Raw genomic sequence first — 25,986 nt, 5'->3', positions numbered from 1 at the left:
AGCTCTTAAAAGCGCGCTGAAAATTGGGCAGGTTTCCCTGCCCTTGAATGGCTTACTTCTTAGCGCGCTCTTCGAGCATTGCTACTGCTGGCAGTACTTTGCCTTCCACGAATTCGAGGAATGCGCCGCCACCAGTGGAGATGTAGGAGATCTTGTCAGCGATACCGAACAGGTCGATTGCTGCCAGGGTGTCACCACCGCCTGCGATAGAGAACGCTTCGCTGTCTGCGATAGCGTTAGCAACGATTTCAGTCCCTTTGCGGAAGTTCGGGAATTCGAACACGCCTACCGGACCGTTCCACAGGATAGTTTTTGCGTTTTTGAGGATTTCAGCCAGTTTCTGTGCAGAAACGTCGCCCAGATCCAGAATCTGCTCTTCGTCTTTGATGTCGTTGACAGACTTCAGAGTCGCGGTTGCGGTTTCGGAGAACTCGGTCGCGACGCGAACGTCAGTTGGAACCGGGATATCACAGGTACCCAGCAGGCGTTTGGCTTCGTCAACCAGGTCTGCTTCGTACAGGGATTTACCGACGTTGTGGCCCTGAGCGGCAACGAAGGTGTTCGCGATACCACCGCCAACGATCAGCTGGTCAGCGATTTTAGACAGGGAATCCAGAACGGTCAGTTTGGTGGAAACTTTAGAACCACCAACGATAGCGACCATTGGACGAGCAGGTTCTTTCAGTGCTTTACCCAGCGCTTCCAGTTCATCAGCCAGCAGAGGACCGGCACACGCTACGTCTGCGAATTTACCGATACCGTGGGTAGACGCCTGAGCACGGTGCGCCGTACCGAAGGCATCCATCACGAATACGTCGCACAGTGCAGCGTATTTTTTGGACAGGGTTTCGTCGTCTTTCTTCTCGCCTTTGTTGAAGCGAACGTTTTCCAGAACAACCAGTTCACCGGCTGCAACGTCAACGCCGTCCAGGTAATCTTTCACCAGGCGAACCGGGTTGGACAGTTTGTCTTTCAGGTAATTAACCACTGGCAGCAGAGAGAACTCTTCGTTGTACTCGCCTTCAGTTGGACGACCCAGGTGGGAGGTGACCATCACTTTCGCGCCCTGCTTCAGAGCCAGCTCGATGGTTGGCAGAGATGCACGGATACGCGCGTCGCTGGTCACTTTGCCATCTTTAACCGGTACGTTCAGATCGGCACGGATGAAAACGCGTTTACCAGCCAGATCCAGATCGGTCATCTTAATTACAGACATGGTGAATCCTCTCGTTGATTCTTAAAGTTTTGCAGACGCACGATGCGTCTTACCTGAAACCTTGAGCAGCCATTGCTAACGTGGTGTCGAGCATTCGGTTAGCAAAGCCCCATTCGTTATCACACCAGACCAGCGTCTTGATAAGGTGTGCGCCACTGACCCTCGTTTGCGTGCCATCGACGATGGCGCTGTGCGGGTCGTGGTTAAAATCTACTGAGACCAACGGTAATTCCGTATAGTCAACTATACCATGAAATGCCCCCTGTGCCGCTTTTTGCAGCAACAGGTTGACTTCACAGGCTTTTACCGGTTTTTTCACCGTCACGCTAAGGTCGATTGCAGTGACGTTAATCGTTGGAACACGCACGGCAATCGCTTCAAAGCGGTCATTAAACTGCGGAAAAATTCGGGTGATCCCTGCCGCCAGTTTCGTATCCACCGGAATGATTGACTGGCTCGCCGCGCGAGTGCGTCGTAAATCCGGATGGTAGGCGTCGATAACCTGCTGATCGTGCATGGCGGAGTGAATCGTGGTCACGGTGCCGGATTCAATGCCATACGCATCGTCTAACAGTTTGATGACCGGAATAATGCAGTTGGTGGTACAGGAGGCGTTGGAAACAATGCGGTGTTCGGCCTGCAGCTCATGCTGGTTGACGCCAAACACGACGGTCGCGTCGAGGTCGTTACTGCCGGGATGAGAAAACAGGACTTTTTTCGCGCCGGCAGCCAGATGCGCTTCGCCATGTTCGCGGTTGCCGTAGACACCGGTACAGTCAAGCACCACATCCACACCCAGTTCACGCCAGGGTAGCCCGGAGATGCTGTTCTCATGCAGCACACGAATAGCGTCGTCACCCACAAAGAGCTGATCTCTTTCCTGGCGCACATCCCAGGCAAATCGTCCGTGGCTGGTGTCGTATTTCAACAAATGCGCCATGCCCGTAGCATCCGCCAGTTCATTGATTGCCACCACGGTTATTTCCGCCCGACGTCCGGATTCATACAAAGCACGAACCACATTACGTCCGATGCGACCGAAGCCATTAATCGCTACGCGTACGGTCATAGATCTCCTGCAAAGCAATCCCTGAGTTTGAGGTGGCTGAAAGAGTAATCCAGCTACGCCCGAAGGGGAATCCTTGCTGTCACAAACTGCGATTGATTGGTCAATTGTCGAACATTTAATCGACTGAAACGCTTCAGCAAGAATAAGCGAATCGGGGAATAAAAGGAATGTCTGTCCAGATGAATAAGCGAGCTATATGACTTGCGTCACATTTTAGGTGGAATAATTTACGGCGAGATAAAAGCAAAACGGTAACCGAGAGGTTACCGTTTTTAGTGTTTGCACCCTCTCCCAGTGGGAGAGGGCTGGGGTGAGGGCATCAGCCCGCACCGTACAAACGATTACAGCAGTTCTTTCGCTTTCGCGACAACGTTCTCAACGGTGAAGCCGAATTCTTCGAACAGCTGCTCTGCCGGAGCAGACTCACCGAAGGTGGTCATACCGACGATAGCGCCGTTCAGGCCCACGTATTTGAACCAGTAGTCAGCGATACCCGCTTCCACTGCCACGCGAGCGGAAACCGCTTTAGGCAGCACGGATTCACGGTAAGCGGCATCCTGCTTGTCGAACGCGTCGGTAGACGGCATGGAGACCACGCGCGCCTTCACGCCTTCGGCAGTCAGTTTTTCCCACGCTGCCACAGCCAGTTCAACTTCAGAACCGGTGGCGATGAAGATCAGCTCTGGCTGGCCCGCGCTATCTTTCAGCACGTAACCACCGCGAGCGATGTTCGCCAGCTGCTCAGGGGTACGCTCCTGCTGCGCCAGGTTCTGACGGGAGAGGATCAGCGCGGTTGGACCGTCCTGACGCTCAACGCCGTATTTCCACGCTACCGCGGATTCAACCTGGTCACACGGACGCCATGTGCTCATGTTTGGGGTCACGCGCAGGGAAGCCACCTGCTCTACCGGCTGGTGAGTTGGACCGTCTTCGCCCAGACCGATGGAGTCGTGGGTGTAGACCATCACCTGACGCTGTTTCATCAGCGCGGCCATACGCACGGCGTTACGTGCATATTCAACGAACATCAGGAAGGTAGAGGTGTACGGCAGGAAACCACCGTGCAGAGAGATACCGTTGGCAATCGCAGTCATACCGAATTCACGTACACCGTAATGGATGTAGTTACCGGCAGTGTCTTCGTTGATTGGCTTAGAACCGGACCACAGGGTCAGGTTAGATGGCGCCAGGTCAGCGGAGCCGCCGAGGAATTCAGGCAGCAGAGGACCGAACGCTTCAATCGCATTCTGAGACGCTTTACGGCTCGCGATTTTAGACGGGTTCGCCTGCAGCTTAGCGATGAACTCGTTCGCTTTCGCGTCGAAGTCAGACGGCATGCCGCCTTTCATACGACGGGTGAATTCAGCCGCTTCCTGCGGGAACGCTTTCGCGTAAGCAGCGAACTTCTCGTTCCAGGCCGCTTCTTTCGCCTGGCCCACTTCTTTTGCATCCCACTGAGCGTAGATCTCAGATGGGATTTCGAATGCAGGGTGTTTCCAGCCCAGCGCTTCGCGGGTCAGTGCGATTTCCGCGTCGCCCAGCGGCGCGCCGTGGGAGTCGTGCGTACCCGCTTTGTTCGGCGAACCGAAGCCGATGATTGTTTTGCACATCAGCAGGGACGGCTTGTCCGTCACCGCGCGCGCTTCTTCTACTGCACGTTTAATCGAGTCAGCATCGTGGCCATCAACGCCACGCACAACGTGCCAGCCGTAGGCTTCGAAACGTTTAGCGGTGTCGTCGGTGAACCAGCCTTCAACGTGACCGTCGATGGAGATACCGTTGTCGTCATAGAACGCAACCAGTTTGCCCAGCTTCAGGGTACCTGCCAGGGAGCACACTTCGTGAGAAATGCCTTCCATCATGCAGCCGTCGCCCATGAACGCGTAGGTGAAGTGGTCAACGATGTCGTGACCAGGACGGTTGAACTGCGCCGCCAGCGTCTTCTCAGCAATCGCCATACCCACAGCGTTAGCAATACCCTGACCCAGCGGGCCGGTGGTGGTTTCTACGCCAGCGGTGTAGCCCACTTCCGGGTGACCTGGAGTTTTAGAGTGCAGCTGACGGAAGTTTTTCAGCTCTTCAATTGGCAGATCGTAGCCGGTGAGGTGCAGCAGGCTATAGATCAGCATAGAGCCGTGGCCGTTAGACAGTACGAAACGGTCGCGGTCAGCCCATGACGGGTTCTGCGGGTTGTGGTTCAGGAAATCGCGCCACAGGACTTCGGCGATATCAGCCATACCCATAGGGGCCCCTGGGTGGCCGGATTTGGCTTTCTGTACTGCGTCCATGCTCAGCGCACGAATAGCATTAGCAAGCTCTTTACGTGAGGACATTTTAACTCCAGATCGGACTGTTAAAGGCCATGCCCTTGACGACAGCGCGTTTTGGGCTACGCCGGAAAAAAGTGCCAACAATGTAACCCAAGCCGCAAGTCATGTACATGGAGCATTCTTTTGCTTGTTAAGAAATCTCTGGATCATGCTCGCATGTTGCGCAATCTGCTCGCCCGGCTCTGTCGATATTCCTTATACTTAGCCCGACACCGGCTTCGCTGACGGTGCACTTTTCGGATTTTATTCAGATTAACGAGTACGGAAGCAACCTCATGAAAATGCGTGCAATAGTGCTGGCCCTGGGTACAACGCTCCTGCTGAGCGGCTGTCAGAATATGGATTCTAACGGTCTGATGACGTCAGGCGCAGAGGCCTTTCAGGCCTATTCCCTGAGCGATGCGCAGGTGAAAGCGCTGAGCGACCAGGCCTGTAAAGATATGGACGGAAAAGCCACGCTTGCGCCGGCTAACAGTACCTACACGCAGCGTCTGAATAAGATTGCTTCTGCGCTGGGCGATAACATCAACGGCCAGCCGGTGAACTACAAGGTGTACATGGCGAAAGACGTGAACGCCTTCGCGATGGCGAACGGCTGCATCCGCGTCTATAGCGGGCTGATGGACATGATGACCGACAACGAAGTGGAAGCGGTCATCGGCCATGAAATGGGCCACGTTGCCCTGGGCCACGTGAAGAAAGGGATGCAGGTTGCTTTAGGCACTAACGCCATCCGCGCTGCGGCGGCCTCAGCGGGTGGTATCGTTGGCAGCCTGTCGCAGTCGCAGCTTGGCGACGTGGGTGAAAAGCTGGTTAACTCCCAGTTCTCCCAGCGTCAGGAGTCCGAAGCGGATGATTACTCCTACGATCTGTTGCGCAAACGCGGCATTAATCCATCAGGTTTAGCCACCAGCTTTGAAAAACTGGCCAAACTGGAAGCGGGACGTCAAAGCTCCATGTTTGACGATCACCCAGCCTCAGAAGAGCGCGCACAGCATATTCGCGACCGTATGGCCGCAGACGGAATTAAATAATTTCAGAAGGAGGCAGTTTTGCCTCCTTTTTATTTCGCATGAATTGTTAACTTAACAGCACATATCGATAACACCCCTGCAAGCCCCGCCAAATCTACGTTATCATATTGAAATGTCTGGTCACATAATTATTGCAAAGGTCATTTTTTCCGGTAATTATCACTTCCGCTTTTATTCAAATTAATATATCCAGACAGAGACGTTCCCTCCGTGAAAAAAGAATTATCATTAATTGCTTTAAGTTTATTTGCCGCATTACCTGCCGCTGCAAGCCAGCAATCCGACAGTCAGGGTTTTATTGACGACAGCCATCTGGATCTGTTTTTACGCAATGCCTATATCAGCCGCGACTACCATCAGGGCCAGCAGGACAAAGCCGAATGGGGTCAGGGGATCATCGCCACGTTTGCATCCGGCTATACCGAAGGGCCTGTGGGCTTTGGTGTGGACGGTATTGCTCAATACGGCGTGCGCCTGGACGGCGGCCGGGGCAAAAGCGGCGCAGGCGGCATCGACTTCTTTAAACAGGAAGATGATGGCCGGGCAAAATCCGATCTGGCAAAGTTTGGCGCAACCGCCAAAATGCGCATATCGAACACCGTGCTAAGCTACGGGAATCAGCGTCCTGAGCTGCCTATCATCAATGCCGACAGCTCCCGCCTGCTGTTTGAAAGCTACACCGGCGCTATGTTGACCTCAAAAGAGATCGACGGTCTGGAAATCAACGCCGGTTACTTCACCGACGAGCAGCGTAAAAGCGATGACCGCCACGACAGCGGGCTGAAGAGCCTCTCCTTCGGCGGCGCAAGCTACCAGTTCAACGACCAGTTCAGCGGCGCGCTTTACGCCTCTCATAATGAAGAGGTGATGAACAAGCAGTATCTGGGTCTGAACTTCAAACAGCCGTTCAGCACCGGGCAGCAGCTGGTGCTCGACTTCAACGGCTATAACTCCCGTCTGGACCAGGGTTACGCTGACAGCCTCGACACGGGCCGCAGCAACGCCATCTGGAGCCTGGCGGCGAGCTACATCTGGGATATTCACACGTTCAAAGTGGCCTACCAGCAGAGCAGCGGCAGCACCGGCTACAACTATGGCGGCTATCGCGACCAGGGCGGCGTGGGTGACGGCGGTAACACCATCTGGCTGGCGAACTCCTACTGGTCTGATTTTAACGGCGAAGATGAACGTTCCTGGCAGGCATCCTACGGTCTGGACTTTGGCGGCCTTGGTTTACCGGGCCTGAGCTGGACCACCGCCTACGTGCGCGGCGATAACATCAAAACCTCTGAAACCAGCAACGGTAAAGAGCACGAGTGGTTTAACCAGATCCAGTACCAGGTGCAGGATGGTCCGGCAAAGGATCTGAAACTGAAACTGCGCTATTCCGTGCTGCGCGTCTCCAGCAACGCCAGCGACTATAACGTGGGCGGGGACGAGATCCGCGCTTACGTGGAATACCCGTTTAACGTGTTCTAAAGGCAATAAAAAACCTCTCCATGGAGAGGTTTTTTCACGTCAGGCGAGGCTTATTCGCCTTTTTTGGCAGCCTGGATGTAGAGCATTTCCAGTGCCAGGGTCGCTGCGGCAAGCGCAGTGATTTCGGACTGGTCATACGCAGGCGCCACTTCCACCACGTCCATCCCGACAATGTTCAGGTCCTTCAGGCCGCGCACCAGCTTGATAGCGCGGTCTGAGGTCAGGCCGCCGATCACCGGCGTACCGGTACCCGGTGCAAATGCCGGATCCAGGCAGTCGATGTCGAAGGTCAGATACACAGGCATATCACCCACGATCTGCTTCACCTGCGCGAGGATGTCATCTACGCCGCGATCGTTAACCTGACCCGCATCCAGCACGGTGAAACCGTTGTCCTTGTCGAACTCGGTGCGAATACCGATCTGCACGGAGTGGTTCGGGTCGATCAGACCTTCATTCGGCGCGGTGAAGAACATGGTACCGTGGTCAAACTCACAGCCGTTCGCGTAGGTGTCGGTATGCGCATCAAAGTGTACCAGCGCCATTTTACCGAAGTGCTTCGCGTGGGCGCGCAGCAGCGGCAGGGTCACGAAGTGGTCGCCGCCGAAGGAGAGCATGCGCTTACCGGCAGCCAGCAGCTTCTCGGCGTGCGCCTGCAGCTTTTCGCTCATCTCACGCGCGTCACCAAAGGCATACACCAGGTCACCGCAGTCCACCACGTTCAGGCGCTCGCGCATGTCGAAGTTCCACGGGAAGCGGTTATGCTCCCAGGCCAGGTTAGTGGAAACCTGACGAATCGCCGCCGGACCGTGACGACCACCCGCACGACCAGATGTTGCCATATCGAACGGCACGCCGGTGATCACCCAGTCCGCGTCGCTGTCGTACGGCTGGAAGTTCATTGGAAGGCGTAAAAAACCAAACGCGTTAGATACCAGAGAGTTATCGTACTGATGACCTAAAGTGCTCATGTCCTGACCTCTTTTAAAGTCGATACATTAAAAACAGATGAAAAAAATCCCCTCCGCGTCGTTAAACCCGACGAGGAAGGGATTGATTCGTAAATCGCTTATTGGGGCGAATTATCGCCGGTAATGCATACGGGTTCAAGTGAGTATAGGGCATTGTGCGGGCTGATGCCCTCACCCCGCCCCTCTCCCACAGGGAGAGGGAGGTTTTCCTACTCGTCTTCCAGGTAGGTGTACCCGTACAGACCCGCTTCAAACTCTTCCAGGAATTGCTGCTGCAGCGCATCGTCCAGCCCGGTGTTTTTCACCTGGTCGCGGAACTGCGTCAGCAGGGTTTTCGGATCCAGCTGAACGTATTCCAGCATGTCCGCCACGGTATCCCCTTCGTCAGACAGCTCAACTTCCACGCTGCCGTCAGGGAAGACAAACACGTCAACCGCCTCGGTATCACCGAACAAGTTGTGCATGTTGCCGAGGATCTCCTGATACGCGCCGACCATAAAGAAACCCAGCATCGGCGGGTTCTCCGGGTCGTACTCCGGCATTGGCATCGTCGTTGCGATACCGTCGCCGTCAACGTAGTGGTCGATAGCACCGTCGGAGTCACAGGTGATGTCCAGCAGCACCGCACGACGTTCCGGGGCGTGGTTCAGCCCTTCCAGCGGCAGAACCGGGAACAGCTGGTCGATACCCCAGGCATCCGGCATCGACTGGAACAGCGAGAAGTTGACGTAAATCTTATCCGCCATACGCTCCTGCAGCTCGTCGATAATCGGACGGTGCGCACGGTTGCTCGGGTCGAGCTGTTTCTGCACTTCATGGCACATGTTCAGATAGAGCTGCTCCGCCCACGCGCGCTCCTGCAGGCTGAAGGTGCCTGAGGAATACCCCACGTGGATGTCATGCAGGTCCATCTGGCTGTCGTGCAGCCATTCGCGCAGGGAACGACGCGTGCCCGGCTCGTGCATTTCCTGCCAGGTTTCCCACATGCTTTGCAGGGAACGCGGGGCATCGTCTGCCGGAGGCGTCGCTTCGGTGATTTCGCTACGCTCAACGCCGATGATGTTAGAGACCAGCACCGTATGGTGCGCGGTGACCGCGCGACCGGATTCGGTGATTACCGTCGGGTGCGGCAGGCCGTTCTCTTCACAGGCATCGCCGATCGCCCAGATGATATTGTTCGCGTATTCGTTCAGGCCGTAGTTCACGGAGCAGTCCGACTGCGAGCGGGTCCCTTCGTAGTCCACGCCCAGGCCGCCGCCCACGTCGAAGCACTGAATGTTCACGCCAAGCTTGTGCAGCTCAACGTAGAAACGCGCTGACTCACGCACGCCGGTGGCGATGTCGCGAATGTTGGCCATCTGCGAGCCGAGGTGGAAGTGCAGCAGCTGAATGCTGTCGAGACGACCGCGCTCGCGCAGGATTTCCACCAGTTGCAGCACCTGGTTCGCCGCCAGGCCGAACTTGGATTTTTCGCCGCCGGAGGACTGCCATTTGCCGGAACCCTGTGACGCCAGACGCGCACGCACGCCAAGGCGTGGCACCACGTTCAGACGCTCGGCCTCTTCCAGCACGATGGCGATTTCGGTCATCTTTTCGATAACCAGATAGACCTTGTGGCCCATCTTCTCGCCAATCAGCGCCAGACGAATGTATTCACGGTCTTTATAGCCGTTACAGACGATCACCGAACGGGTCATGCCCGCATGCGCCAGAACCGCCATCAGCTCCGCTTTGGAGCCAGCCTCCAGCCCCAGCGGCTCGCCGGAGTGGATCAGGGATTCAATCACGCGGCGGTGCTGGTTCACCTTGATCGGGTAAACCAGGAAGTAGTCGCCTTTATAGCCGTAGGACTCACGCGCGCGCTTGAAGGCGGCGTTAATAGAACGCAGGCGATGTTGCAGGATCTGCGGGAAGCAGAACAGTGCAGGCAAACGCTGGCCCTGAGCTTCACGGGCTTTCACCAGTTTAGCAAGGTCCACGCGCGCTTCAGGGACGTCCGGATCCGGGCAGACGCTGATGTGGCCCAGTTCGTTGACGTCGTAGTAGTTATTGCCCCACCAGGCAATATTGTAAGTGCGCAGCATTTTGCTGGCTTCCTCGGAGCTCATCGCAACCTCCTGCATAGAACGTAGTACACCCTGTTCGCCCGCTGACGAAGGCGAAAAAGAAGACATGTCGTCAGACATAGCGAACCTCAACTCTTTGTATTAAGTGTAAAACAGTTGACTACTATCGCAGCGTTATACGGCGATAACAACCCATAAACGGCTCCGTTTCCCAGCAGAGTATGCTGAAATCCAGACCGTGCGACCGGTTTCTTATTCATATCATTGTAAAACACGTATCCGAACTCTGTATGACAAGGTTCGGCGAAACCACGAGAAAACTCTTGTATTAACAAGAGCGCCCTTGTTCAGTTTTCACAAAGCGTGACCGGCCCTGGAATCCTGAGAAGCGCCGAGATGGGTATAACATCGGCAGGTTTGCAGACTAGAAATGCGGGTTGCGGGAATCAAATACGCGCCAGAACGGCTGCGCTGAATTAGCGGAAAACGATGGTTCATTATCTCGTATCACCTCCACGGCCGCCTCTGCTGAAACGGACCCCAAGCCAAAGCTAAAAGTTCACTGCTTAACCCGGCTGGAAGTGGCGACACGATGAGTTCATCGAGCGCTTATTTTATATGAGCCGCGCGCCGCGTTTTATACCGAGAAGGGGGCTAAAAAGCAAAACAAAAATGCGCGTGTTGCCGGGGCCGTCAGGAATTATTGCCAGCAGCAATTTCAACTGAGTGAGAGGTTAGTCAAAAAAAACTGGAAATCGGGCGAAGAAGTGACCTAAAATAGCCATCCAGATGTTAATCCATCTATACTGATTAACACTCATACTGCCAGTGTCAAAAACCTGCAGGCCTTGGTAGAATTATCTCCTTTGGCTATTCCACACAGCAGCTTGAGCTAACCAAATTCCTCTTAGGTGAAATAAAACATGGCAAAACACCTGTTTACGTCCGAGTCCGTATCAGAAGGACATCCTGATAAAATTGCTGACCAAATCTCCGATGCGGTGCTGGATGCGATCCTGGCGCAGGATCCAAAAGCGCGCGTAGCGTGTGAAACCTATGTCAAAACCGGCATGGTTCTGGTTGGCGGTGAGATTACCACCAGCGCATGGGTTGATATCGAAGAGATCACCCGTAACACGGTGCGTGAGATCGGCTATGTGCATTCTGATATGGGCTTTGATGCCAACTCCTGCGCGGTACTGAGCGCGATTGGCAAACAGTCTCCAGACATCAACCAGGGCGTTGACCGTGCCGATCCGCTGGAACAGGGCGCGGGCGACCAGGGTCTGATGTTCGGCTATGCAACCAACGAAACCGACGTGCTGATGCCAGCACCGGTCACCTACGCACACCGTCTGGTGCAGCGTCAGGCTGAAGTTCGTAAAAACGGCACCCTGCCGTGGCTGCGCCCGGATGCGAAAAGCCAGGTCACTTTCCAGTACGACGACGGTAAAATCGTCGGTATTGACGCGGTAGTGCTGTCTACCCAGCACTCCGAAGATATCGATCAGAAATCCCTGCAGGAAGCGGTGATGGAAGAGATCATCAAGCCGGTTCTGCCGACCGAATGGCTGAGCTCTGCAACCAAATTCTTCATCAACCCAACCGGACGCTTCGTTATCGGCGGCCCAATGGGTGACTGCGGTCTGACCGGTCGTAAAATCATCGTTGATACCTACGGCGGCATGGCGCGTCACGGTGGCGGTGCGTTCTCCGGTAAAGATCCGTCTAAAGTTGACCGTTCTGCGGCGTACGCGGCACGTTATGTGGCAAAAAACATCGTTGCCGCCGGCCTGGCTGACCGCTGTGAGATCCAGGTTTCCTACGCTATCGGCGTGGCTGAACCAACCTCCATCATGGTTGAAACCTTCGGTACTGAAAAAGTGCCTTCAGAACAGCTGACGCTGCTGGTGCGCGAGTTCTTCGACCTGCGTCCATACGGCCTGATTCAGATGCTGGATCTGCTGCACCCAATCTACAAAGAAACCGCAGCATACGGTCACTTTGGTCGTGAACATTTCCCATGGGAAAAAACCGACAAAGCCGCCCTGCTGCGTGAAGCTGCCGGTCTGAAGTAATCGACTGACATCGCTTTTAAAAGGCCAGCCTTCGGGCTGGCCTTTTTTTATGTTTGAAACCGATTACACCATGCCAAATATATCCCGCTTTCAGAATAATCTCTTTGCCTGATCGCCTTTCTTCTGCTGTTACATTTCATTTCAGTTAAGTCCGAAATTCTAACAAACGCGATGCGCATCACCTCGTTTACCTCTATATTTTCAAAGCTTTAATTATTTTTACGGTTCCACGTTAGTGTAACCGATTACACCTATGTGATTAATCTCACATATTTTTACGAGTCACTCACCTACCCTTTACATCAATAAAACTGATAACCCAACTGGAGGGCATAATGCCTGACAATAAAAAACAGGGGCGTACGTCCAACAAGGCGATGACATTCTTCGTCTGTTTCCTCGCCGCCCTGGCAGGATTACTTTTTGGCCTGGATATCGGCGTGATTGCCGGTGCATTACCTTTCATCACTGACGAGTTCCAGATCAGCGCTCACACCCAGGAATGGGTGGTCAGCTCCATGATGTTTGGCGCTGCCGTCGGGGCCGTCGGCAGCGGCTGGCTCTCCTTCAAGCTCGGGCGTAAAAAGAGCCTGATGATCGGCGCAATCCTGTTCGTTGCCGGTTCACTCTTCTCGGCCGCTGCGCCTAACGTTGAGGTTCTGCTGGTTTCACGCGTGCTGCTCGGCCTTGCCGTGGGCGTGGCGTCCTATACCGCCCCGCTCTACCTGTCTGAAATCGCGCCGGAGAAAATCCGCGGCAGTATGATTTCGATGTACCAGCTCATGATCACCATCGGTATCCTGGGCGCGTACCTTTCCGATACCGCGTTTAGCTACAGCGGCGCATGGCGCTGGATGCTCGGCGTGATCATCATCCCGGCCATCCTGCTGCTGATTGGCGTCTTCTTCCTGCCGGACAGCCCGCGCTGGTTCGCTGCCAAACGCCGCTTCGTGGATGCTGAACGCGTGCTGCTTCGCCTGCGCGATACCAGTGCGGAGGCAAAAAACGAGCTGGAAGAGATCCGCGAAAGCCTGAAGGTCAAACAGTCCGGCTGGGCGCTGTTTAAAGAGAACAGCAACTTCCGCCGCGCGGTGTTCCTTGGCGTGCTGCTGCAGGTCATGCAGCAGTTCACCGGGATGAACGTCATCATGTACTACGCGCCAAAAATCTTTGAGCTGGCGGGTTATACCAACACCACCGAGCAGATGTGGGGGACCGTCATCGTGGGTCTGACCAACGTGCTGGCGACCTTTATCGCCATCGGTCTGGTGGACCGCTGGGGACGTAAGCCAACCCTGACGCTGGGCTTCCTGGTGATGGCGGCCGGTATGGGCGTCCTCGGTACCATGATGCATGTGGGCATTCACTCCCCAACCGCCCAGTACTTTGCGGTAGGCATGCTGCTGATGTTTATCGTCGGGTTTGCGATGAGCGCCGGTCCGCTGATCTGGGTACTGTGCTCGGAGATCCAGCCGCTGAAAGGGCGTGATTTTGGTATCACCTGCTCTACCGCAACCAACTGGGTTGCCAACATGATCGTTGGCGCAACGTTCCTGACCATGCTCAATACCCTGGGCAACGCGAACACCTTCTGGGTCTACGCCGGTCTGAACATCTTCTTTATTGTGCTGACCATCTGGCTGGTTCCAGAAACCAAACACGTTTCGCTGGAACATATTGAACGTAACCTGATGAAAGGTCGTCCTCTGCGCGAAATCGGCGCCCACGACTAATTATCTTGCGGGAGGCGCCTCTTGCGCCTCCCCGCTTCGCGCTTTATGCTCTGCCCCTATGAAAGCACCCCGTCTCCCCATCGCCATTCAGCAGGCCGTTATGCGCAGCCTGCGGGAAAAACTCGCCCAGGCGAACCTGAAGCTCGGTCGCAATTATCCTGAACCCAAACTCGTCTACCAGCAGCGTGGAACCTCGGCCGGTACCGCCTGGCTCGAGTCGTATGAGATCCGCCTTAACCCGGTGCTGATGATGGAAAACCAGCAGGCGTTTATCGAGGAAGTGGTACCGCACGAGCTGGCACATCTGCTGGTGTGGAAACACTTTGGCCGCGTGGCGCCCCACGGAAAAGAGTGGAAGTGGATGATGGAGGCAGTGCTCGGCGTTCCGGCACGCCGTACCCATCAGTTCGAGCTGGAATCGGTGCGCCGCAATACCTTCCCCTACCGCTGCCAGTGTCAGCAGCACCAGCTTACCGTCCGTCGCCATAATCGCGTGGTGCGCGGCGAGGCGACCTACCGCTGCGTCAAATGCGGCGAGCCGCTGGTTGCGGAATAATCATCTGAACTTTCAGGAACTTTCCTGATCTGACTGATTGCATACAGGAACAACATTCGTTACGTTGCGGGCTCGTTTTGACACGGAGTGTAAGATGTCCCGTAATTTTTCTCTCGCGGTCGCCTTTCTGACGACGGCGCTCTCAGGCCATGCTCTGGCCGACGGTATCAACAGTTTTTCCCAGGCCAAGGCCGCAGGCGTGAAGGTCAACGCCGACGTGCCGGGCGATTTCTACTGCGGCTGTAAAATTAACTGGCAGGGTAAAAAAGGGGTCGTTGACCTTGAGTCCTGCGGCTATAAGGTGCGTAAAAACGAAAACCGCGCCAGCCGTATTGAATGGGAGCATGTCGTTCCGGCCTGGCAGTTTGGCCACCAGCGCCAGTGCTGGCAGGATGGCGGACGTAAAAACTGCGCCAAAGATCCGGTGTATCGCCAGATGGAAAGCGATATGCATAACCTGCAGCCTGCCGTGGGTGAAGTGAACGGCGACCGGGGTAATTTCATGTACAGCCAGTGGAACGGTGGCGAAGGCCAGTACGGCCAGTGCGGTATGAAGGTTGATTTTAAAGAGAAAGTCGCCGAGCCCCCTGCCCGCGCGCGCGGCAGCATTGCCCGCACCTACTTCTATATGCGTGACCGTTACGACCTCAACCTTTCCCGCCAGCAGACGCAGCTGTTCAACGCCTGGGACAAGCAGTACCCGGTGACGGAGTGGGAATGCCAGCGCGACGAACGTATCGCCAGAGTCCAGGGGAATCACAACCCTTACGTCCAGCGGGCTTGCCAGGCGCAAAAGAGCTAACCTACACTACGGCAATTCGCTTATATCGCATGACACATGGAATTTCTGACTATGCGCATTCCCCGCATTTACCATCCTGAACTGATTACCGCAGGCCGCGAAATCGCCCTGTCTGATGACGCCGCCAACCACGTTGGCCGCGTGCTGCGCATGGGCGCAGGTCAGGCAATACAGCTGTTCGACGGCTCGAACCAGGTTTTCGACGCGGAAATCACGCGGTCTGATAAAAAAAGCGTACACGTTAACGTCCTGCGTGGCGAAGTGGACGACCGGGAATCACCGCTGCACATTCATCTGGGCCAGGTGATGTCGCGCGGCGAGAAAATGGAGTTCACCATTCAGAAATCCATTGAACTGGGTGTAAGCCTCATTACGCCACTTTTTTCTGAGCGCTGTGGCGTTAAACTGGATGCGGAACGTCTGAACAAAAAGATCCAGCAGTGGCAGAAAATTGCCATTGCGGCTTGCGAACAGAGTGGCCGCAACCGTATTCCGGAGATCCGCCCGGCGATGGATCTGGAGGAGTGGTGTGCAGAAGAGGACAGTGGGCTGAAGCTCAATCTTCATCCGCGCGCCAGCGCCAGCATCAATACGCTGCCCCTGCCCGTTGAGCGCGTACGCCTGCTGATTGGCCCCGAAGGCGGCCTGTCGGCGGACGAAATTGCGATGACGGCACGTTACCAGTTTACTGATATTCTGTTGGGACCTCGCGTTCTGCGCACTGAGACAACGGCACTCACGGCCATTACCGCGCTACAGGTACGGTTTGGCGATCTGGGTTGAAGCATTAACGGAGAAGAACATGATCAAGCTCGGCATCGTGATGGACCCCATCGCAAACATTAACATCAAGAAAGATTCCAGCTTCGCCATGCTGCTGGAAGCGCAGCGTCGCGGCTATGAACTCCACTATATGGAGATGAACGATCTTTACCTGATCAACGGTGAAGCCCGCGCGCGCACCCGCATCGTTAACGTCGAGCAGAACTACGACAAATGGTACGAATTCGGCACCGAGCAGGACATTTCCCTGGCCGATCTCAACGTCATCCTGATGCGTAAAGATCCGCCGTTCGACACCGAATACATCTACTGCACCTATATTCTCGAACGCGCTGAAGAGAAAGGCACGCTGATCGTCAACAAGCCGCAGAGCCTGCGCGACTGTAACGAGAAGCTCTACACCGCCTGGTTCTCTGACCTGACGCCGGAAACCCTGGTGACCCGCAGCAAAGCGCAGCTGAAAGAATTCTGGCAGAAGCACGGCGATATCATCATGAAGCCGCTGGACGGCATGGGCGGCGCATCGATTTTCCGCGTGAAAGAGAGCGATCCGAACATTGGCGTGATTGCCGAAACGCTGACCGAACTGGGCACGCGTTACTGCATGGCACAGAACTATATTCCGGCGATCAAAGACGGCGACAAACGCGTTCTGGTGGTAGATGGCGAACCGGTTCCTTACTGCCTGGCACGAATCCCGCAGGGTGGCGAAACCCGCGGTAATCTGGCCGCCGGTGGCCGCGGCGAGCCGCGTCCGCTGACCGAAAGCGACTGGGAAATTGCCCGCCGCGTTGGCCCGACGCTGAAAGCCAAAGGTCTGATCTTCGTCGGACTGGATATCATCGGCGATCGTCTTACCGAAGTGAACGTCACCAGCCCGACCTGCATTCGTGAAATTGAGGCGGAATTCCCTGTCTCAATCACCGGCATGCTGATGGACGCTATCGAAAAGCGTTTACAAAAATAACCTAACAATACTATTAGTGACAGCGCCTGAGTTTGTCCCCATACTGGGCGCTGTCGCTTTTTAAACCAGGAAACAGTACCTCTGACAATGAATTTACAGCATCACTTTCTTATTGCCATGCCTGCTCTCCAGGACCCGATTTTTCGCCGCGCCGTGGTTTATATTTGTGAATACAATGAAGACGGCGCGATGGGCATTATCATTAATAAACCGCTGGAAAATCTTCAGGTTGAAGGGATTCTGGACAAGCTGAAAATCCCGGCTGAAGCGCGACTGCCGGAAATCCGGCTTGATAAGCCCGTGATGCTGGGTGGACCTCTTGCAGAAGATCGCGGTTTTATCCTGCATACGCCGCCGGTATTCTCTTCCAGCATTCGCATCTCCGACAAGACCGTTATCACGACCTCGCGTGACGTGCTCGAAACGCTGGGCACCGCAGAGCAGCCTTCTGAAGTGCTGGTGGCGCTGGGCTATTCGTCGTGGGAGAAAGGCCAGCTTGAGCAAGAGATCCTCGATAACGCCTGGCTCACCGCCCCTGCGGACATGAATATCCTGTTTAAAACCCCTATCGCCGATCGCTGGCGTGACGCGGCAAAGCTGATTGGCATTGATATCCTGACCATGCCTGGCGTAGCGGGGCACGCCTGATGAGCGGAACGCTTCTTGCCTTCGATTTTGGTACTAAAAGCATTGGCGTCGCCGTGGGGCAGCGCATCACCGGTACCGCGCGTCCGCTTACGGCCCTGAAGGCCAACGACGGCACGCCGGACTGGAACCTCATTGAGCGCCTGCTCAAAGAGTGGCAGCCGGATGACGTGATTGTTGGGCTGCCGCTGAACATGGACGGTACCGAACAGCCGCTGACCGCCCGGGCGCGTAAGTTCGCCAACAAAATCCATGGCCGCTTTGGCGTCTCCGTGAAGCTGCACGACGAGCGTCTGAGCACCGTCGAAGCGCGTGCGGGTCTGTTTGAGCACGGCGGCTTCCGGGCGCTCAACAAAGGCAGCGTGGACTCCGCTTCTGCCGTTATCATCCTCGAAAGCTATTTCGAACAGGGCTTTTAAGCACAGGGGCCTACAGCCGCCCCTGCGCCCGTCTCTCCGCCAGGCTCTGGTCAAAGTTCTGCATACCTGCCTGCTGACCGGTTTGAATAATGCCGGGCAGTTGCCACGTTTTCCCTTCACGAATGAGATTCGCCGCCGCTGCGGTGTTCACCAGCAGTTCATACAGCGCGACGCGCCCGCCCTGTAGATCGGGAAGCAGCTTTTGCGCCAGCACCGCCCGCAGGCTGCCGGCCAGCTGGTTACGCACCGGATCTTTCTCCTGCGCCGGGAACGTATCGACCAGCCGTTCAATCGCCTGCGATGCCCCGCGCGTATGCAGCGTCGCCAGCACCAGATGCCCGGTCTCCGCCGCCGTCAGCGCCAGACGGATCGTTTCGCTGTCGCGCAACTCCCCAAGCAGAATCACGTCCGGATCCTGGCGTAAGGCACCGCGCAGCGCTTCTGCAAATGACGGGCTGTGCTGACCTATCTCCCGCTGCTGGATCAGACAACGTTCGCTCCGGTAGATAAACTCCACCGGATCTTCAAGCGTGAGGATATGGCCATCAGCATGGCGGTTAAGAAAATCGACCATCGCCGCCAGCGTAGTTGATTTACCGCTGCCGGTTGCTCCTGTCACCAGAATCAGTCCGGCGTCATTGGACAACAGTTCCGGGATTGCCCGCGGCGCGCCCAGCGAAGCGAGCTGCGGGCAGGTACGCGGCAACAGCCGGAGCGTTACAGAGATACCGCTCATCTGCTTAAAGGCACTGCCGCGCAGACGCTGGCCTCCCGCCACCGTCACGGCAAAATCCACCTGCCCGCTGGCCCACCATATCCCCTGCTGCTCGTCGTTGAGCCACGCTTTTAACAACGCCCCGACGTCGGGAGGAGGAAACGGTGCCGGCTCAAGGCGGCCCGTTCTGCGCCAGCGGGGTGGCGAATCACTGCACAGGTGTAGATCGGAGACGTTATGCTTTACACTAAGGGCCACAATTTCTTCCACATCCATAGACTACTCCTCGGAAAATGAACGACATTGCGCATAACCTGGCACAGGTCCGGGACAAAATCTCAGCCGCAGCAACGCGTTGCGGCCGGGCTTCAGAAGAAATTACCCTGCTTGCAGTCAGCAAAACCAAGCCTGCGAGCGCCATCGCAGAAGCGATAGCGGCAGGCCACCGGGCGTTTGGTGAAAACTACGTGCAGGAAGGCGTGGATAAAATTCGCTACTTCCAGGAACAGGGGAAGACGGATCTGCAGTGGCACTTTATTGGCCCGCTGCAGTCGAACAAAAGCCGTCTGGTGGCAGAGCACTTCGACTGGTGTCACACCATCGACCGTCTGCGTATTGCGACACGTCTGAACGACCAGCGTCCGGCAGAGATGCCAGCGCTTAACGTGCTGATTCAGGTCAACATCAGCGACGAAAACAGCAAGTCCGGCATTGCGCTGAGCGAGCTGGACGCGCTGGCCGCAGAGGTGGCCGAACTGCCGCGCTTAACCCTGCGCGGGCTGATGGCCATTCCGGCGCCTGAGTCAAGTTATGAAAGGCAGTTTGCCGTGGCACAGCAAATGGCTGTAGCATTTGAGGCGCTTAAAGCGCGCTATAACACGGTAGACACGCTTTCTCTGGGCATGTCGGATGATATGGAAGCCGCCATCGCGGCAGGCAGCACTATGGTGCGCATCGGCACGGCAATTTTCGGTGCGCGCGACTACTCAAAATAATAAGGAAACCTGAGGAACGCCATGAAGACGTTGACTTTCCTGCTCTCAACTGTGCTTGAGCTGTATACGATGGCGCTTTTGCTGCGCGTCTGGATGCAGTGGGCCCGCTGTGATTTTTACAATCCGTTCTCGCAGTTTGTCGTGAAAATCACGCAGCCTGTTGTCGGACCATTGCGCCGTATTATCCCGGCCATGGGCCCCATCGACAGTTCGTCTCTGCTGGTGGCGTTTATTCTGAGCGTTATCAAAGCGATCGTGCTGTTTATGGTCATTACCTTCCAGCCGATTATCTGGATTGCTGCGGTCCTGATTCTGGTCAAAACCATCGGTCTGCTTATTTTCTGGGTGCTGCTGGTGATGGCCATCATGAGCTGGGTCAGCCAGGGGCGTAGCCCGGTGGAGTATGCTTTGATTCAGCTGGCAGAGCCGCTGCTGCGTCCAATCCGTAACCTGCTTCCGTCTATGGGCGGCATCGATTTTTCCCCGATGATCCTGGTTCTGCTGCTCTATGTGGTCAACATGGGGATCGCTGAGCTGTTACAGTCCACGGGCAATACGCTGCTGCCGGGGCTGTGGATGGCGCTATGAGTGCCGTAAGCACCTGCGCTGACGGGCTGGTTTTGCGGCTGTATATTCAGCCAAAAGCCAGCCGTGACGGTATTGTCGGGCTGCATGGCGACGAGTTAAAAGTCGCCATCACCGCCCCGCCGGTTGACGGCCAGGCGAACGCGCATCTGACTAAATATCTGGCAAAACAGTTTCGCGTCGCCAAAAGCCAGGTCATCATTGAAAAAGGTGAACTTGGGCGACATAAACAGGTAAAAATCCTTAATCCGCAATCTATCCCGACGGAAGTCGCGGCACTGAAAGAACAGGACTAAACCATGCAGAAAGTTGTTCTCGCGACCGGCAACGCTGGTAAAGTGCGCGAGCTGGCCTCGCTATTAAATGATTTTGGGCTGGACGTGGTCGCCCAGACCGATCTTGGCGTGGATTCCGCCGAAGAGACGGGGCTGACGTTTATCGAAAACGCGATCCTGAAAGCGCGCCACGCCGCGCAGATTACGGGCCTGCCCGCGATTGCCGACGACTCCGGCCTGGCCGTGGATTTTCTCGGCGGCGCGCCGGGGATTTACTCCGCGCGCTATTCCGGCGCTGACGCTACCGACCAGCAGAATCTCGAAAAGCTGCTTGTCGCCCTGAAAGACGTACCGGACGAGCAGCGCACCGCGCAGTTCCACTGCGTGCTGGTCTATCTGCGTCACGCGGAAGACCCTACGCCTATCGTCTGCCACGGCAGCTGGCCGGGCGTGATTACCCGTGAAGCGGCTGGCAACGGCGGCTTTGGCTACGACCCGATTTTCTTTGTCCCGACCGAGGGCAAAACCGCTGCGGAACTGACCCGCGAAGAGAAAAGCGCGATTTCCCACCGTGGACGCGCGCTGAAACTGTTACTGGAAGCACTGCGTAATGGCTAATTTGCCGCCTCTGAGTCTTTATATTCACATCCCGTGGTGCGTGCAGAAATGCCCGTACTGCGATTTCAACTCGCACGCGCTGAAGGGCGAAGTGCCTCACGATGATTACGTTGCGCATCTGCTGGCCGATCTGGACGCCGATGTACCTTACGCACAGGGACGTGAAGTTAAGACCATTTTCATTGGTGGCGGTACGCCGAGCCTGCTGTCCGGCCCGGCGATGCAGACGCTGCTGGACGGCGTGCGTGCGCGCCTGAACCTGGCAGCGGATGCTGAAATTACGATGGAAGCCAACCCCGGCACCGTTGAGGCCGACCGTTTTGTCGACTATCAGCGCGCGGGCGTAAACCGCATCTCCATCGGCGTGCAGAGCTTTAGCGAACCGAAGCTAAAACGTCTTGGGCGCATTCACGGCCCGGAAGAGGCGAAGCGCGCGGCAAACCTGGCGACCGGGCTTAATCTTCGCAGCTTCAACCTCGATTTGATGCACGGCCTGCCGGATCAGTCGCTGGACGAGGCGCTGGATGACCTTCGCCAGGCGATCGAACTGAACCCGCCGCACCTGTCGTGGTACCAGCTCACCATCGAGCCAAACACGCTGTTCGGTTCCCGCCCGCCGGTGCTGCCGGACGACGACGCGCTGTGGGATATCTTCGAGCAGGGCCACCAGCTGTTAACCGCTGCGGGCTATCAGCAGTATGAAACGTCCGCGTACGCGAAGCCGGGCTATCAGTGTCAGCACAACCTGAACTACTGGCGCTTTGGCGACTATCTCGGTATTGGCTGCGGCGCGCACGGCAAGGTGACCTTCCCGGACGGGCGCATTCTGCGTACCGCCAAAACGCGCCACCCGCGCGGGTATATGGAAGGCCGCTACCTGGAGCGTCAGCACGACGTCGAGGCGGCGGATAAGCCGTTTGAGTTCTTTATGAACCGCTTCCGCCTGCTAGAGGCCGCGCCGCGCGCGGAATTTACACGTTACACCGGGCTGCCGGAGTCGGTGATTCGCCCGCAAATCGACGAGGCGCTGGCCCAGGGGTATCTCACCGAGTGTGATGAATACTGGCAGATCACCGAGCACGGCAAACTGTTCTTAAACTCCCTTCTTGAGCTGTTCCTCGCCGAAGATTCCTGAAGGCTGATTCAGAATTTTGCATCCCGTTCTGCCGGCTGAGGGAAAGGCTGGCAGAGTGTGGGGATGGACAAATCAAAACAACTCCGCAAACAAATGACGCCCGAAGAGTTACGCCTCTGGTATTTACTCAGGGGACGCCGCTTCTTTGGCTATAAGTTTCGCCGCCAGATGCCGATTGGTGCGTATATCGTGGATTTTGCCTGTTTTAAGGCAAAGCTGATTATCGAGCTGGACGGTGGACAACATCAGAACAACGAAATGTATGATTCACGTCGTGCTGAATTTTTGAATGTAAACGGCTGGGAAATACTACGGTTCTGGAATAATGAATTCAGAGCTAATGAGGAGGAGGTAATGATGGCTATTCTGCAACGACTGCAATGCCTGATGCCCTCACCCTAACCCTCTCCCACAGGGAGAGGGAACGATTACACCCTCTCCCCTGGGGAGAGGGATGGGGTGAGGGGCCCAGCGCGCAGAGATCTTACTTCAGCGTCCCCACCAGCGCCTTCCGGCTATCTTCCAGCGACACCACGCGTTTACACACGTCTTTGCCAAACTGCTGAAAATCATCTTCCTGGTTCTTCCACTCGTTCTGAATAGAGGTTTGCAGGCCGCCCAGACTGCCCAGCACGCCCTGCAGCGGGTTACCGCCGCCTTTTAGCACGGCTTTGGCGCCCATCTCGTTGATGCTGTCCTGCAGGATGCCGCCCATCGCCTGGTTCACCAGCTGCTGCCCGTCAGCGCGGACCTGATCAATCGCCTTGTAGTGGAACGTCAGGCCGTCGGAGCGCGTCTCGATAATGCGGTTCATCTGTTCTTTAAGCTGCTTATCAAGCTTCGTCAGGCGGGTGCGCATATTGCTGCTCTCCCCCACCTCTTTAGTGATGATCTTATCCAGCGCCACGCGGCTCTTTTCGACGCGCGTCAGGGCACCTTCATTAATCCACGGCAGCGCGGTACGCAAATCGGCCTGATAGTCTTTCGCCTGCTCACGCTGTGCGGCAGTCAGGTTGTACTGCTTGCCGTTAAAGGTGACGTTCCCCTGCGGCGTAATCACCAGATTGCCGTTCTCGCCTTTGACCTGCACGGTTTGCGGGCTTAACACCACGTCATCACGCGGGGTGACGCTACACTGATAATCCGCATGGGCGGTGAATCCAGTTGCCATCAAAGCAACAGCCAGCAACGTTTTGCGCATCTTAAACACTCCCTCAGACAAAATGGGCCAGCTAATGCTGGCCCCTGACTTCTTTATTAGTCCCACCAAACGTCGAAAAGTTCGCTGACGCGGACATCTTCCAGCTTGTGGTCCTCAAGCCATTTACGCACCAGCGCCTGATGTTCTTCGGTGCATTTACCCACTTCCTGGGTGCAGATCAGACCTTCCCATGCCAGGTAGCCGCTACCGTCGAAGGCCAGCTTGTTTGGCTCAATCACGTCGTTGATGAACGCATCCACGTCCTGATCGATCTGTTCTACACTGGTGCCTTCCGGGAAACGCCACGCAACGGAGAAGCCCACTTCCTGGAATTCTTCGATGTGCATCTTTTTACGCAGACGACGGCTACGATTCTTTGCCATTATTTCACCCTCTCGAACATTAAGTCCCATACACCGTGACCAAGACGATGGCCACGCTGTTCAAATTTCGTTACCGGACGCGATTCCGGACGCGGTACATAGTCGTTGCTCGCAGACTGGTTTTTGTAACCGTCCAGCGACGACATCACTTCCAGCATATGTTCCGCATACGGTTCCCAGTCGGTCGCCATATGGAAGACACCGCCCAGCTTCAGCTTGCTTTTCACCAGCTCGGCAAACGGCGCCTGAACGATACGGCGTTTATTATGACGTGCTTTGTGCCACGGGTCAGGGAAAAAGAGCTGAACCATGGTTAAAGAATTGTCAGGAATCATTTTGTGCAGCACTTCCACCGCGTCGTGACACATCACGCGCAGGTTCTCAACGCCCTCTTCATGGGCCGTTGCCAGGCATGCACCCACGCCCGGGGAGTGGACTTCAATACCGAGGAAGTTCTGCTCCGGGCGGGCTTTCGCCATGGTCACCAGCGAGGTGCCCATACCAAAACCGATCTCCAGCGTGACGGGTGCTTCGCGGCCGAACAGTTCAGTAAAGTCCAGAGGCTGCTCGCTGAACTCAACGCCCATCACCGGCCAGTAGTTGTCCAGCGCGTGTTGCTGACCTTTTGTCAGGCGGCCCTGACGACGGACAAAGCTGCGAATACGGCGCAGCGGGCGACCGTTTTCATCAAATTCCGGTGAAATGACGTCGTTTTTCATAAAAGAGTTGTCTGCTTGTGAGAATGTTCGGGAAACGGGCATTATCCAAAGTTAAGGCTTCTATGCAAGCATGGGAAAGATCCGGTTTACAGCAGATTGACGCTGTGCTGCAATCTGCGTCCCTGATTATGCGAATCGATGACCATGCAAGCCTCTCAATTTTCAGCCCAGGTGCTGGACTGGTACGACAAATACGGGCGTAAAACCCTGCCCTGGCAAATTGAAAAAACGCCTTACAAAGTATGGCTCTCCGAGGTGATGTTGCAACAAACGCAGGTCGCCACGGTGATCCCTTACTTCGAGCGTTTTATGGCGCGCTTCCCGACGGTGACCGATCTGGCCAACGCCCCGCTGGACGAGGTCCTGCACCTGTGGACCGGTCTTGGCTATTACGCCCGCGCGCGTAACCTTCACAAGGCCGCACAGCAGGTCGCGACGCGCCACAACGGGAAATTCCCGGAAACCTTCGATGAGGTGGCCGATCTCCCCGGCGTCGGACGCTCAACCGCAGGCGCTATTCTCTCCCTGTCTTTAGGCAAGCATTTCCCGATCCTCGACGGCAACGTAAAGCGCGTGCTGGCACGCTGCTATGCCGTTGACGGCTGGCCGGGGAAGAAGGACGTTGAAAAACGTCTTTGGGAAATTAGTGAAGCGGTCACCCCGGCCAACGGCGTCGAGCGTTTCAACCAGGCGATGATGGATCTCGGCGCCATGGTCTGCACGCGCTCAAAACCAAAATGCGAACTCTGCCCGGTGAATACTCTCTGCGTGGCGTATGCCAACCATTCCTGGGCGCAGTATCCGGGTAAGAAACCCAAACAGACGCTGCCGGAGCGCACAGGCTATATGCTGCTGATGCAGCACGGCGACGAGGTCTTCCTGGCCCAGCGTCCGCCGAGCGGCCTGTGGGGTGGTCTATACTGCTTCCCACAGTTTGAAGATGAAGACTTGCTGCGTGAATGGCTTAAAAAGCGCGGGATTGCTGCCGATATCCTGACGCAGTTGACCGCGTTTCGCCATACCTTCAGCCATTTCCACCTGGATATTGTACCCATGTGGCTTCCCGTGTCGTCATTTGCCTCGTGCATGGATGAAGGCACCGCTCTCTGGTATAACTTAGCGCAACCGCCATCAGTCGGACTGGCGGCTCCCGTGGAGCGCCTGTTACAGCAATTACGTGCCGGTGCAATGGTTTAGCATCGACAAGAAAAA

At 56.0% G+C, this 25,986-nt stretch carries 28 protein-coding genes; 17 read left to right on the top strand and 11 right to left on the bottom strand.

Annotated elements, in window-relative coordinates:
• Positions 1-52: 52 nt before the first annotated feature.
• From pgk to tkt, 3 genes are all read right to left on the bottom strand, one after another.
• Positions 53-1,216 carry a phosphoglycerate kinase gene (gene pgk / locus AC0TN7_RS13985; RefSeq protein ID WP_008499732.1) on the bottom strand — a complete coding sequence of 388 codons (1,164 nt, stop codon included), beginning with the start codon at positions 1,214-1,216 and terminating at the stop codon, positions 53-55.
• Between the two features lie 49 nt (positions 1,217-1,265).
• Positions 1,266-2,285: an erythrose-4-phosphate dehydrogenase gene (gene epd / locus AC0TN7_RS13980; RefSeq protein WP_023333324.1), complete on the bottom strand. Its 1,020-nt coding sequence runs from the start codon at positions 2,283-2,285 to the stop codon at positions 1,266-1,268.
• A gap of 341 nt (positions 2,286-2,626) precedes the next feature.
• A complete protein-coding gene (gene tkt / locus AC0TN7_RS13975; protein ID WP_024906563.1) occupies positions 2,627-4,618 on the bottom strand; it encodes a transketolase in 1,992 nt (663 codons plus the stop codon).
• A 272-nt stretch (positions 4,619-4,890) separates the two neighbouring features.
• Between tkt and loiP the strand changes: the two genes are divergently transcribed.
• Together loiP and AC0TN7_RS13965 are read left to right on the top strand one after the other, a co-directional pair.
• Positions 4,891-5,649, top strand: coding sequence for a metalloprotease LoiP (loiP, locus tag AC0TN7_RS13970; RefSeq protein WP_021242066.1), 759 nt, complete (start codon positions 4,891-4,893; stop codon positions 5,647-5,649).
• Positions 5,650-5,859: 210 nt separating this feature from the next.
• Positions 5,860-7,128, top strand: a complete 1,269-nt coding sequence (locus tag AC0TN7_RS13965) for an OprD family outer membrane porin (protein WP_473702217.1) — start codon at positions 5,860-5,862, stop codon at positions 7,126-7,128.
• A 50-nt stretch (positions 7,129-7,178) separates the two neighbouring features.
• On the opposite strand, the gene speB is transcribed toward AC0TN7_RS13965, so the two are convergent.
• The 4 genes from speB to AC0TN7_RS13945 form a co-directional block, all read right to left on the bottom strand.
• A complete protein-coding gene (speB, locus tag AC0TN7_RS13960) occupies positions 7,179-8,099 on the bottom strand; it encodes an agmatinase (protein WP_008499737.1) in 921 nt (306 codons plus the stop codon).
• 209 nt (positions 8,100-8,308) lie between these two features.
• Positions 8,309-10,285: a biosynthetic arginine decarboxylase gene (gene speA, locus AC0TN7_RS13955; RefSeq protein WP_024906561.1), complete on the bottom strand. Its 1,977-nt coding sequence runs from the start codon at positions 10,283-10,285 to the stop codon at positions 8,309-8,311.
• Between the two features lie 8 nt (positions 10,286-10,293).
• Positions 10,294-10,425, bottom strand: a complete 132-nt coding sequence (gene yqgB / locus AC0TN7_RS13950) for an acid stress response protein YqgB (RefSeq protein WP_127312443.1) — start codon at positions 10,423-10,425, stop codon at positions 10,294-10,296.
• 94 nt (positions 10,426-10,519) lie between these two features.
• Positions 10,520-10,663: a hypothetical protein gene (locus tag AC0TN7_RS13945; RefSeq protein WP_419716730.1), complete on the bottom strand. Its 144-nt coding sequence runs from the start codon at positions 10,661-10,663 to the stop codon at positions 10,520-10,522.
• A 425-nt stretch (positions 10,664-11,088) separates the two neighbouring features.
• On the opposite strand from AC0TN7_RS13945, the gene metK reads away from it, so the two are divergent.
• The 8 genes from metK to ruvX all read left to right on the top strand — a co-directional run bounded on the left by metK (position 11,089) and on the right by ruvX (position 18,148).
• Entirely contained in the window at positions 11,089-12,243 is a 1,155-nt protein-coding gene (gene metK, locus AC0TN7_RS13940) for a methionine adenosyltransferase (protein ID WP_010435443.1), read from the top strand.
• A gap of 335 nt (positions 12,244-12,578) precedes the next feature.
• The gene (gene galP, locus AC0TN7_RS13935; RefSeq protein WP_048991665.1) at positions 12,579-13,976 is read left to right on the top strand and encodes a galactose/proton symporter; all 1,398 of its coding nucleotides are present in this window, start codon (positions 12,579-12,581) and stop codon (positions 13,974-13,976) included.
• Between the two features lie 58 nt (positions 13,977-14,034).
• Positions 14,035-14,532, top strand: coding sequence for a SprT family zinc-dependent metalloprotease (locus AC0TN7_RS13930; protein WP_032650144.1), 498 nt, complete (start codon positions 14,035-14,037; stop codon positions 14,530-14,532).
• 94 nt (positions 14,533-14,626) lie between these two features.
• Positions 14,627-15,334, top strand: coding sequence for a deoxyribonuclease I (gene endA, locus AC0TN7_RS13925; protein ID WP_023333343.1), 708 nt, complete (start codon positions 14,627-14,629; stop codon positions 15,332-15,334).
• Between the two features lie 51 nt (positions 15,335-15,385).
• Entirely contained in the window at positions 15,386-16,117 is a 732-nt protein-coding gene (gene rsmE, locus AC0TN7_RS13920; protein WP_024906558.1) for a 16S rRNA (uracil(1498)-N(3))-methyltransferase, read from the top strand.
• A 19-nt stretch (positions 16,118-16,136) separates the two neighbouring features.
• Complete coding sequence (gene gshB / locus AC0TN7_RS13915) at positions 16,137-17,084, top strand: glutathione synthase (RefSeq protein WP_061714498.1); 948 nt, start codon at positions 16,137-16,139, stop codon at positions 17,082-17,084.
• Positions 17,085-17,171: 87 nt separating this feature from the next.
• Positions 17,172-17,732 (top strand): YqgE/AlgH family protein, encoded by a 561-nt coding sequence (locus AC0TN7_RS13910; RefSeq protein ID WP_032645077.1) that lies wholly within the window; start codon positions 17,172-17,174, stop codon positions 17,730-17,732.
• On the top strand, positions 17,732-18,148 hold the full coding sequence (ruvX, locus tag AC0TN7_RS13905) for a Holliday junction resolvase RuvX (RefSeq protein ID WP_021242076.1): 417 nt from the start codon (positions 17,732-17,734) through the stop codon (positions 18,146-18,148). Before AC0TN7_RS13910 ends, ruvX begins: the two co-directional genes overlap by 1 nt.
• Positions 18,149-18,158: 10 nt before the next feature.
• On the opposite strand, the gene AC0TN7_RS13900 is transcribed toward ruvX, so the two are convergent.
• Positions 18,159-19,139, bottom strand: a complete 981-nt coding sequence (locus tag AC0TN7_RS13900) for a type IV pilus twitching motility protein PilT (protein ID WP_061714497.1) — start codon at positions 19,137-19,139, stop codon at positions 18,159-18,161.
• A 17-nt stretch (positions 19,140-19,156) separates the two neighbouring features.
• On the opposite strand from AC0TN7_RS13900, the gene AC0TN7_RS13895 reads away from it, so the two are divergent.
• From AC0TN7_RS13895 to AC0TN7_RS13870, 6 genes are all read left to right on the top strand, one after another.
• Positions 19,157-19,858: a YggS family pyridoxal phosphate-dependent enzyme gene (locus AC0TN7_RS13895; RefSeq protein ID WP_024906555.1), complete on the top strand. Its 702-nt coding sequence runs from the start codon at positions 19,157-19,159 to the stop codon at positions 19,856-19,858.
• A 21-nt stretch (positions 19,859-19,879) separates the two neighbouring features.
• A complete protein-coding gene (locus AC0TN7_RS13890) occupies positions 19,880-20,446 on the top strand; it encodes a YggT family protein (protein ID WP_473702216.1) in 567 nt (188 codons plus the stop codon).
• Positions 20,443-20,739, top strand: coding sequence for a DUF167 family protein YggU (gene yggU, locus AC0TN7_RS13885; protein WP_023309131.1), 297 nt, complete (start codon positions 20,443-20,445; stop codon positions 20,737-20,739). Before AC0TN7_RS13890 ends, yggU begins: the two co-directional genes overlap by 4 nt.
• A gap of 3 nt (positions 20,740-20,742) precedes the next feature.
• Positions 20,743-21,336, top strand: a complete 594-nt coding sequence (locus tag AC0TN7_RS13880; RefSeq protein WP_024906553.1) for an XTP/dITP diphosphatase — start codon at positions 20,743-20,745, stop codon at positions 21,334-21,336.
• Positions 21,329-22,471, top strand: a complete 1,143-nt coding sequence (gene hemW, locus AC0TN7_RS13875) for a radical SAM family heme chaperone HemW (RefSeq protein ID WP_024906552.1) — start codon at positions 21,329-21,331, stop codon at positions 22,469-22,471. The genes AC0TN7_RS13880 and hemW overlap by 8 nt, the downstream gene beginning before the upstream one ends.
• A gap of 63 nt (positions 22,472-22,534) precedes the next feature.
• On the top strand, positions 22,535-22,873 hold the full coding sequence (locus AC0TN7_RS13870; RefSeq protein WP_407820494.1) for an endonuclease domain-containing protein: 339 nt from the start codon (positions 22,535-22,537) through the stop codon (positions 22,871-22,873).
• Positions 22,874-22,955: 82 nt separating this feature from the next.
• On the opposite strand, the gene AC0TN7_RS13865 is transcribed toward AC0TN7_RS13870, so the two are convergent.
• The 3 genes from AC0TN7_RS13865 to trmB are packed head-to-tail and all read right to left on the bottom strand — an operon-like array spanning position 22,956 to position 24,774.
• Entirely contained in the window at positions 22,956-23,672 is a 717-nt protein-coding gene (locus AC0TN7_RS13865) for a YggN family protein (protein WP_024906551.1), read from the bottom strand.
• 56 nt (positions 23,673-23,728) lie between these two features.
• Complete coding sequence (locus AC0TN7_RS13860) at positions 23,729-24,055, bottom strand: YggL family protein (RefSeq protein WP_014885198.1); 327 nt, start codon at positions 24,053-24,055, stop codon at positions 23,729-23,731.
• Positions 24,055-24,774, bottom strand: a complete 720-nt coding sequence (gene trmB / locus AC0TN7_RS13855) for a tRNA (guanosine(46)-N7)-methyltransferase TrmB (RefSeq protein WP_023333355.1) — start codon at positions 24,772-24,774, stop codon at positions 24,055-24,057. Before trmB ends, AC0TN7_RS13860 begins: the two co-directional genes overlap by 1 nt.
• A gap of 144 nt (positions 24,775-24,918) precedes the next feature.
• Here trmB and mutY point away from each other — a divergent pair, with 144 nt between their 5' ends.
• Positions 24,919-25,971 (top strand): A/G-specific adenine glycosylase, encoded by a 1,053-nt coding sequence (gene mutY, locus AC0TN7_RS13850; protein WP_473702215.1) that lies wholly within the window; start codon positions 24,919-24,921, stop codon positions 25,969-25,971.
• Positions 25,972-25,986 lie beyond the last annotated feature (15 nt).

It is taken from the genome of Enterobacter sp. PL_is511 (assembly GCF_055816065.1).
The sequence above is the reverse complement of the archived record's forward strand: the minus strand, read 5'-3'. Positions and strand labels throughout refer to the sequence as shown.

Coding starts and splice junctions, on each gene's coding strand:
- pgk (WP_008499732.1), bottom strand. CDS start 1,216: ATGTCTGTAATTAAGATGACCGATCTGGATCTGGCTGGTAAACGCGTT.
- epd (WP_023333324.1), bottom strand. CDS start 2,285: ATGACCGTACGCGTAGCGATTAATGGCTTCGGTCGCATCGGACGTAAT.
- tkt (WP_024906563.1), bottom strand. CDS start 4,618: ATGTCCTCACGTAAAGAGCTTGCTAATGCTATTCGTGCGCTGAGCATG.
- loiP (WP_021242066.1), top strand. CDS start 4,891: ATGAAAATGCGTGCAATAGTGCTGGCCCTGGGTACAACGCTCCTGCTG.
- speB (WP_008499737.1), bottom strand. CDS start 8,099: ATGAGCACTTTAGGTCATCAGTACGATAACTCTCTGGTATCTAACGCG.
- speA (WP_024906561.1), bottom strand. CDS start 10,285: ATGTCTGACGACATGTCTTCTTTTTCGCCTTCGTCAGCGGGCGAACAG.
- yqgB (WP_127312443.1), bottom strand. CDS start 10,425: ATGAATAAGAAACCGGTCGCACGGTCTGGATTTCAGCATACTCTGCTG.
- AC0TN7_RS13945 (WP_419716730.1), bottom strand. CDS start 10,663: ATGAACCATCGTTTTCCGCTAATTCAGCGCAGCCGTTCTGGCGCGTAT.
- metK (WP_010435443.1), top strand. CDS start 11,089: ATGGCAAAACACCTGTTTACGTCCGAGTCCGTATCAGAAGGACATCCT.
- galP (WP_048991665.1), top strand. CDS start 12,579: ATGCCTGACAATAAAAAACAGGGGCGTACGTCCAACAAGGCGATGACA.
- AC0TN7_RS13930 (WP_032650144.1), top strand. CDS start 14,035: ATGAAAGCACCCCGTCTCCCCATCGCCATTCAGCAGGCCGTTATGCGC.
- endA (WP_023333343.1), top strand. CDS start 14,627: ATGTCCCGTAATTTTTCTCTCGCGGTCGCCTTTCTGACGACGGCGCTC.
- rsmE (WP_024906558.1), top strand. CDS start 15,386: ATGCGCATTCCCCGCATTTACCATCCTGAACTGATTACCGCAGGCCGC.
- gshB (WP_061714498.1), top strand. CDS start 16,137: ATGATCAAGCTCGGCATCGTGATGGACCCCATCGCAAACATTAACATC.
- AC0TN7_RS13910 (WP_032645077.1), top strand. CDS start 17,172: ATGAATTTACAGCATCACTTTCTTATTGCCATGCCTGCTCTCCAGGAC.
- ruvX (WP_021242076.1), top strand. CDS start 17,732: ATGAGCGGAACGCTTCTTGCCTTCGATTTTGGTACTAAAAGCATTGGC.
- AC0TN7_RS13900 (WP_061714497.1), bottom strand. CDS start 19,139: ATGGATGTGGAAGAAATTGTGGCCCTTAGTGTAAAGCATAACGTCTCC.
- AC0TN7_RS13895 (WP_024906555.1), top strand. CDS start 19,157: ATGAACGACATTGCGCATAACCTGGCACAGGTCCGGGACAAAATCTCA.
- AC0TN7_RS13890 (WP_473702216.1), top strand. CDS start 19,880: ATGAAGACGTTGACTTTCCTGCTCTCAACTGTGCTTGAGCTGTATACG.
- yggU (WP_023309131.1), top strand. CDS start 20,443: ATGAGTGCCGTAAGCACCTGCGCTGACGGGCTGGTTTTGCGGCTGTAT.
- AC0TN7_RS13880 (WP_024906553.1), top strand. CDS start 20,743: ATGCAGAAAGTTGTTCTCGCGACCGGCAACGCTGGTAAAGTGCGCGAG.
- hemW (WP_024906552.1), top strand. CDS start 21,329: ATGGCTAATTTGCCGCCTCTGAGTCTTTATATTCACATCCCGTGGTGC.
- AC0TN7_RS13870 (WP_407820494.1), top strand. CDS start 22,535: ATGGACAAATCAAAACAACTCCGCAAACAAATGACGCCCGAAGAGTTA.
- AC0TN7_RS13865 (WP_024906551.1), bottom strand. CDS start 23,672: ATGCGCAAAACGTTGCTGGCTGTTGCTTTGATGGCAACTGGATTCACC.
- AC0TN7_RS13860 (WP_014885198.1), bottom strand. CDS start 24,055: ATGGCAAAGAATCGTAGCCGTCGTCTGCGTAAAAAGATGCACATCGAA.
- trmB (WP_023333355.1), bottom strand. CDS start 24,774: ATGAAAAACGACGTCATTTCACCGGAATTTGATGAAAACGGTCGCCCG.
- mutY (WP_473702215.1), top strand. CDS start 24,919: ATGCAAGCCTCTCAATTTTCAGCCCAGGTGCTGGACTGGTACGACAAA.